Source organism: Streptomyces sp. NRRL S-495 (genome assembly GCF_000966955.1).
GTDB lineage: Bacteria > Actinomycetota > Actinomycetes > Streptomycetales > Streptomycetaceae > Kitasatospora > Kitasatospora purpeofusca.
This window is the reverse complement of sequence record NZ_JZWY01000777.1, coordinates 1-5153: the sequence shown is the minus strand read 5'-3', so window position 1 is coordinate 5153 and position 5153 is coordinate 1. Positions and strand designations below refer to the sequence as shown.

General features: G+C 73.1%; 6 protein-coding genes. 3 read left to right on the top strand and 3 right to left on the bottom strand.

Annotated features, from left to right (window positions below; genetic code table 11):
* Nucleotides 1–200: 200 nt before the first annotated feature.
* Complete coding sequence (locus tag VR45_RS33225) at nt 201–968, top strand: hypothetical protein (RefSeq protein ID WP_052709564.1); 768 nt, start codon at nt 201–203, stop codon at nt 966–968.
* Nucleotides 969–1179: 211 nt separating this feature from the next.
* Nucleotides 1180–2553: a M64 family metallopeptidase gene (locus VR45_RS33220; protein ID WP_078897072.1), complete on the top strand. Its 1374-nt coding sequence runs from the start codon at nt 1180–1182 to the stop codon at nt 2551–2553.
* A gap of 69 nt (nt 2554–2622) precedes the next feature.
* Here the strand turns inward: VR45_RS33220 and VR45_RS33215 are convergent, their stop codons facing one another.
* On the bottom strand, nt 2623–3114 hold the full coding sequence (locus VR45_RS33215; protein ID WP_045943612.1) for a glutathione peroxidase: 492 nt from the start codon (nt 3112–3114) through the stop codon (nt 2623–2625).
* A 226-nt stretch (nt 3115–3340) separates the two neighbouring features.
* On the opposite strand from VR45_RS33215, the gene VR45_RS33210 reads away from it, so the two are divergent.
* Complete coding sequence (locus VR45_RS33210; RefSeq protein ID WP_045943611.1) at nt 3341–4021, top strand: hypothetical protein; 681 nt, start codon at nt 3341–3343, stop codon at nt 4019–4021.
* Here the strand turns inward: VR45_RS33210 and VR45_RS33205 are convergent.
* Nucleotides 3984–4487: a pyridoxamine 5'-phosphate oxidase family protein gene (locus VR45_RS33205; protein WP_078897074.1), complete on the bottom strand. Its 504-nt coding sequence runs from the start codon at nt 4485–4487 to the stop codon at nt 3984–3986. The genes VR45_RS33210 and VR45_RS33205 overlap by 38 nt on opposite strands.
* Before the next feature lie 118 nt (nt 4488–4605).
* A partial coding sequence (locus VR45_RS33200; protein ID WP_045943610.1) for a thiamine pyrophosphate-dependent enzyme occupies nt 4606–5153 on the bottom strand: 548 nt, incomplete at its 5' end.

The following is a 5153-nucleotide window of genomic DNA, read 5'->3' as shown; positions in this document are numbered from 1 at the left end:
GGGCCGGACCTCGGCCGAGGTGGCCGCCTACCTCTGCGACCCGCCGCGCTGACCCCGCCGTGGGCCGGCGCGCCGGCCCACGGCCCCGAACACCCCGCCCCCGCCTCCACCCGTCTCCGTCCCGCTCCCTGGAGAAGCCATGACCACGCCCCGACCCGACTCCGACCCGGCCCCGGTGCCGGCCGCGGCCGCGGACGGCGATGCCGACCGGACCGTCCGACTCGCCCCGCCACCGTGGCCCGGACGCCGAGGCCACCGTGCGGATCGACGCGAACGAGGCCATGAGCGCGACCTTCCTCGACCCCGGGGTCTGGGGCGGCGCCGGGGAGACGGTGGAGGAGCTCACGCTGCAGGACACCCCGGCGCACGGCACCGCCGCCCCGGCCGACCCAGCCCCCGCCTCCGCCCCGACCGGTGCCGCGCCGCCGTCGGCATCGGCCACGCCCTCCGTCGCCCACAGCGAGGACGAACGACCGCTCGCCCCGGGCGAGTTGCGCCGCTTCGGCCCCGGCGTCCCGCCGCTGGCCGCCGCCGTCTGGCACGGCGCGGCTGTCCCGGGAGCCGAGCCGCCGCGCCGTCGCCGGGCATGGCGTTGGCTGCTCCCGCTGGTGCTGCTGCTGGCCGTCCTGGCGCTGCTGTTCTGGCGTTTCGCCACGCCCGTCCTCGCGGTCACCGGTGTCGGCGTCACCACCGACCCGGCCGGCCCCGGCTGCGACTCGGTGGCGGTGGTCAAGGCCGAGGTGGAGACCAACGGTGGTGCCGGCACCCTCCGTTACCGCTGGCTGCGCAGCGACGGCACGACCTCGGGCGAGATCAGCCAGGACATCGGTTCCGGCGCCCAGCGCACCGAGTTGGTGCTCCGGTGGAGCTTCGAGGGCCGGGGCTCGCTCGCGGCCACCGCGACCCTGGAGATCCTCGCGCCCGGCTCCCGCACCGCCGCGGTCTCGTTCCCCTACCACTGCGCCTGACCCCGCGGGCCTGCCGGAGCGGGCGGTGCCCGGCCGGGGTCTGAACCGTTCGTGCGGAGTCGGCCGTATCCACCGGTGAGGTGGCGGCCGGAGGTGTCGCGGCGTCAGCCCGGGTTCTCCCCACCCGGGTTGGCGGCGGCCGGCGGCGGTGCGTCGCGTCCCGGAGTCGCGCCTCGCCGCTCGTGCCGCCCATCGATGTCGGAGAAATCCTTTGCGCAACAGCAGGTTCACCTCGCTCCTCCTGGCCGGAGCCACGGCGTCGGCGGCCCTCACCGTCGGCGCCGGACCGGCCGTCGCCGCTCCGTCCGACCAGGCTGCCGTCGCAGCGACGCCCGACCCCACCGGCGTCACCGGTCCCTCCGACCCGGACGGCCTCCCCGCCTCCCCGGGGGAGCAGGACGTCGAGGTGTTCGCCGAGGACGGCGCGATCAGCCGGACCAGGGTCCCCGCGGCCTCGCCCTTCGTCGCCGAGCCGTCCATGAGCGCGGCCGCCGCCGGGGACGGTGCGGTCACGAAGATCGTCAACAACGGGAGCACGGACAGCAAGCTGGACGTGGTGCTGATCGGCGACGGCTACACGGCGGCGGAGCAGGAGAAGTTCCGCAAGGACGCCGCCGCGAAGTGGAAGGACATCAGCGCCGTCCAGCCCTACGCCGCCTACCGCAAGCTGTTCAACGTGTGGGCCGTGGGCGCCGTCTCCGCGCAGTCGGGGGTGTCCGGCGACCCGAAGCAGAGCACCGTCCGCACCACCGCCCTCGGCTCCCGGTTCTGGTGCAACTCGGTCGAACGGCTGCTGTGCGTGGACATCAAGGCCGTCGACGCCTACGCCGCCAAGGCCCCGCAGGCGGATCTGGTGATCGTCGTCGCCAACACCGCCAAGTACGGCGGCGCCGGCTACGGCAGCACCCGGTCGCCGCTCGGGTACGAGGGCATCGCCACCGTGGCGGGCGGCAACGCCGCGTCCGGCCAGATCGCGGTGCACGAGACCGGCCACTCGCTGGGCAAGCTCGCGGACGAGTACGTCGCCGAGGACCAGGGGCCCTACCAGGGCGCCGAGCCCCCGCAGCCCAACCTCACCACCCTGAGCGCCGACCGGATGCGCAAGGACAAGGCCAAGTGGTACCGCTGGCTCGGAAAGACCTCGCCCGACGGCGGCACCGTCGGCGCCTACCAGGGCGGCGGGAACCACCCGTCGGGCCTCAACCGGCCGACCGACAACTCCGTGATGCGCTCGCTCGGCCGAGAGTTCAACCTTCCCGGCCGCGAGGCGATGATCGCCGGCTTCTACCGGCACGCCTCCGCCCTCACCAGCGCCACGCCCACCACGACCAAGCTGACCGCGACCGACCGTCTCACCGTCGACCTCCCCGTCTCCGGCACCAAGCTGCGCTGGTACCTCGACGGCAAGGAGGTGACGGCCCTGCGCGACCGCAGGACGATCGCCGTCTCCGACCTCGGCCCGACCGGCCCCAAGCCCGCGGCGCACGAGCTCAAGGCCGTCGCGAACGACCCCACGTCGGCCGTCGTCGACCCGGCCCTGACCCCGGCGCTGACCCGCGCCCTGGTCTGGAGCGTCACCCGCTGACCGGAGGGCGGTACCACCGGGTGGATCGGTGGTACCGCCCTCTTCGCCCGTCGGCGCGGGCGGTGCGCGTCAGGCGGTCGGCAGTACGGCCTCGATCGCGGCGACGACCTCGTCCGCCTCCGGCTCGGTGCGCGGCCGGATCCGGGCGGCCACGGTGCCGTCCGGCGAGATCAGGAACTTCTCGAAGTTCCAGGAGACGTCCCCGGCCTTGCCCTCGGCGTCGGCGGTCTCGGTCAGCCGCGCGTACAGCGGGTGCCGGTCGTCGCCGTTCACATCGGTCTTCTCGAACAGCGGGAAGGTCACGCCGTAGGTGGTGGAGCAGAAGGTCTGGATCTCCTCGGCGCTGCCCGGCTCCTGCCCGGCGAACTGGTTGGACGGGAAGCCCAGCACGGTGAAGCCGCGCCCGGCGAACCGCTCCTGGAGCCGCTCCAGGCCGGCGTACTGCGGGGTCAGGCCGCACTTGGAGGCGACGTTGACGATCAGCAGCGCCTTGCCCTTGTAGTCGGCCAGCGAGGCGGCCTCGCCGGTCAGCGTGCGCAGCGGGATGTCGTACAGGCTCACGGTTGGTCCCCTTAGGAGGAGGAGTGGGTGACAACGGGCGGTGCTCGTCGGGAACGGTAGTCCTTCCCGCCTGCTCAACCACCATTGGCGGTCAGGTGTTCCGGCCCCGGTCCGGCCCCCGTCCGGCCCCGATCCGGGCCGGACGGCCGGTCGGAAATATCCGATGATCATGTGGTTTGATATCCGCTGCTGATCTTCAGGGGAAGAACGAAACGGGGGCACCACGATGGACAAGTCGAAGCGGCGCGGGCGGAATCTCGCACTGGCGGCGACGATCGCCGCGCTGGCACTGGGCACGGCCGCATGCGGTTCCGACAGCGGCAGCGGGTCGGCGTTCCAGGCGAAGGTAGTGCTGTCGGAGCCGGACCAGGTGCGGGACGCCCTGCCGAGCGAGGCCTCGCTCCCCTCCGGCTGGAAGCGCTCCTCCGGGGCGAAGCCGCCGCAGGCCGTCACGCAGGCCGACGCGTCCGCGACCTGCCGGAAGAAGCTGAAGGCCGACTGCCTCGGCCTCCAGCTGGGCGGCAACGTCCGGTACAAGTCGGAGTCCAGCACCTCCAACGACATCCGGCTCACCCTGCTGACCTTCGACAAGCCGGAGAACGCCGGTCCGGTCTTCGAGGCGATGGTGGCCTCCTTCGCCGAGGAGGAGGGCGCCGCGCGCAAGGTCGACGTGAAGACCGCCGCCGAGCAGTCGCAGGCTTTCGAGAAGGAGATCGAGCAGGACGGGGATTCGGGCCAGCCCGCGACCAAGATCCTGGCCGGCACCTTGGTGATGCGGGTCGGCGCCGTCGTGTCGTTGATCGAGCTGGACGAGGACGAGCGCGACCACAAGACGTTGAAGCGGTTCGGCGATGTCCAGGCGGAGCGGATCAAGCGGGTCCAGCGGGGCCAGAAGGCGGACGGCTGACACCCTCCGAGGCTGTCGGAGGGGCTTCCCGGAGCTGCTCGGCGATCGCGGTGAAGTCGGCGCTCAGCCACCGCTCGGGCCGCATCCGGACGGCCACGTCGGCCACCAGTTGCTCGGCGGTGGCGGCCAGGTAGGACCGGACGGTGGCGGGCGGCAGGTAGCGGTGGGCGAGGGCGGCCCGTTCGTCCGGGTCGATCCGGTCCTCGATCGCCACCACCGGCCCGGCCACGCTCACGTACCGGCAGGGCGGCTGCTCCTGCTGCACGCAGAGCGTGAAGCGGCCCGCGGCCCGGATCCGCCGCGTCTTGACGGAGTCCCGACCGGTGAGCACGGTGACCAGGCCGCCGGGGCGGTAGGCGTACCAGATCGGTACGGCCAGCGGCGCCCCGCCCGCCCCGGTGCCGTCCACGGCGAGGACGCCGACGTGCACGCCGGCCAGGAAGCGCTCGCGTTCGGTGCTGCTCATCGCGAAGGACACGGTGTCGGCCTCCCGGCGGGAAGGCCCGCGCGCCGCAGTGGCGCGCGGGCGTTCCGTGGTACGTACCCGTACGGCCTCGGCGTGAAAACCCGCCGCCGGGGGTGCGTCAGAGCGCGAGCGGGCGGATCGCCGTCGGGGCGTGCTCCGGGAGGGTGGCGACCTCCTCCCACTCCATCACCTTGTCGATGTCGGCCGCGCCCATCGAGATGTTGGTGACCCGCTCCAGGATCGCCTCGACCACGACCGGCACCCGGAACTCGGCGGCCAGCTTCTTGGCCTCCTCGAAGGCCGGCAGCAGCCCCTCCGGCTCGGTGACCCGGATCGCCTTGCACCCCAGGCCCTCGGCGACCCGGACGTGGTCCACGCCGTAGACGCCCAGCTCCGGCGCGTTGATGTTCTCGAACTCCAGCTTGACCTGGAAGTCGATGTCGAAGTTCCGCTGCGCCTGCCGGATCAGTCCCAGGTAGGAGTTGTTGACCAGCACGTGGACGTACGGGATCCGGTGCTGCGCCCCGACCGCCAGCTCCTCGATCATGAACTGGAAGTCGTAGTCGCCGGAGAGCGCCACGACCTGGCCCTCGGGATCGGCGGTCGCGACGCCGAGCGCGGCCGGGATGGTCCAGCCGAGCGGGCCGGCCTGGCCGCAGCTGATCC

Excerpts from the sequence above, each read along its gene's own strand:
- VR45_RS33225 (WP_052709564.1), top strand. The coding sequence starts at position 201 with ATGCCGACCGGACCGTCCGACTCGCCCCGCCACCGTGGCCCGGACGCC.
- VR45_RS33210 (WP_045943611.1), top strand. The coding sequence starts at position 3,341 with ATGGACAAGTCGAAGCGGCGCGGGCGGAATCTCGCACTGGCGGCGACG.
- VR45_RS33205 (WP_078897074.1), bottom strand. The coding sequence starts at position 4,487 with ATGAGCAGCACCGAACGCGAGCGCTTCCTGGCCGGCGTGCACGTCGGC.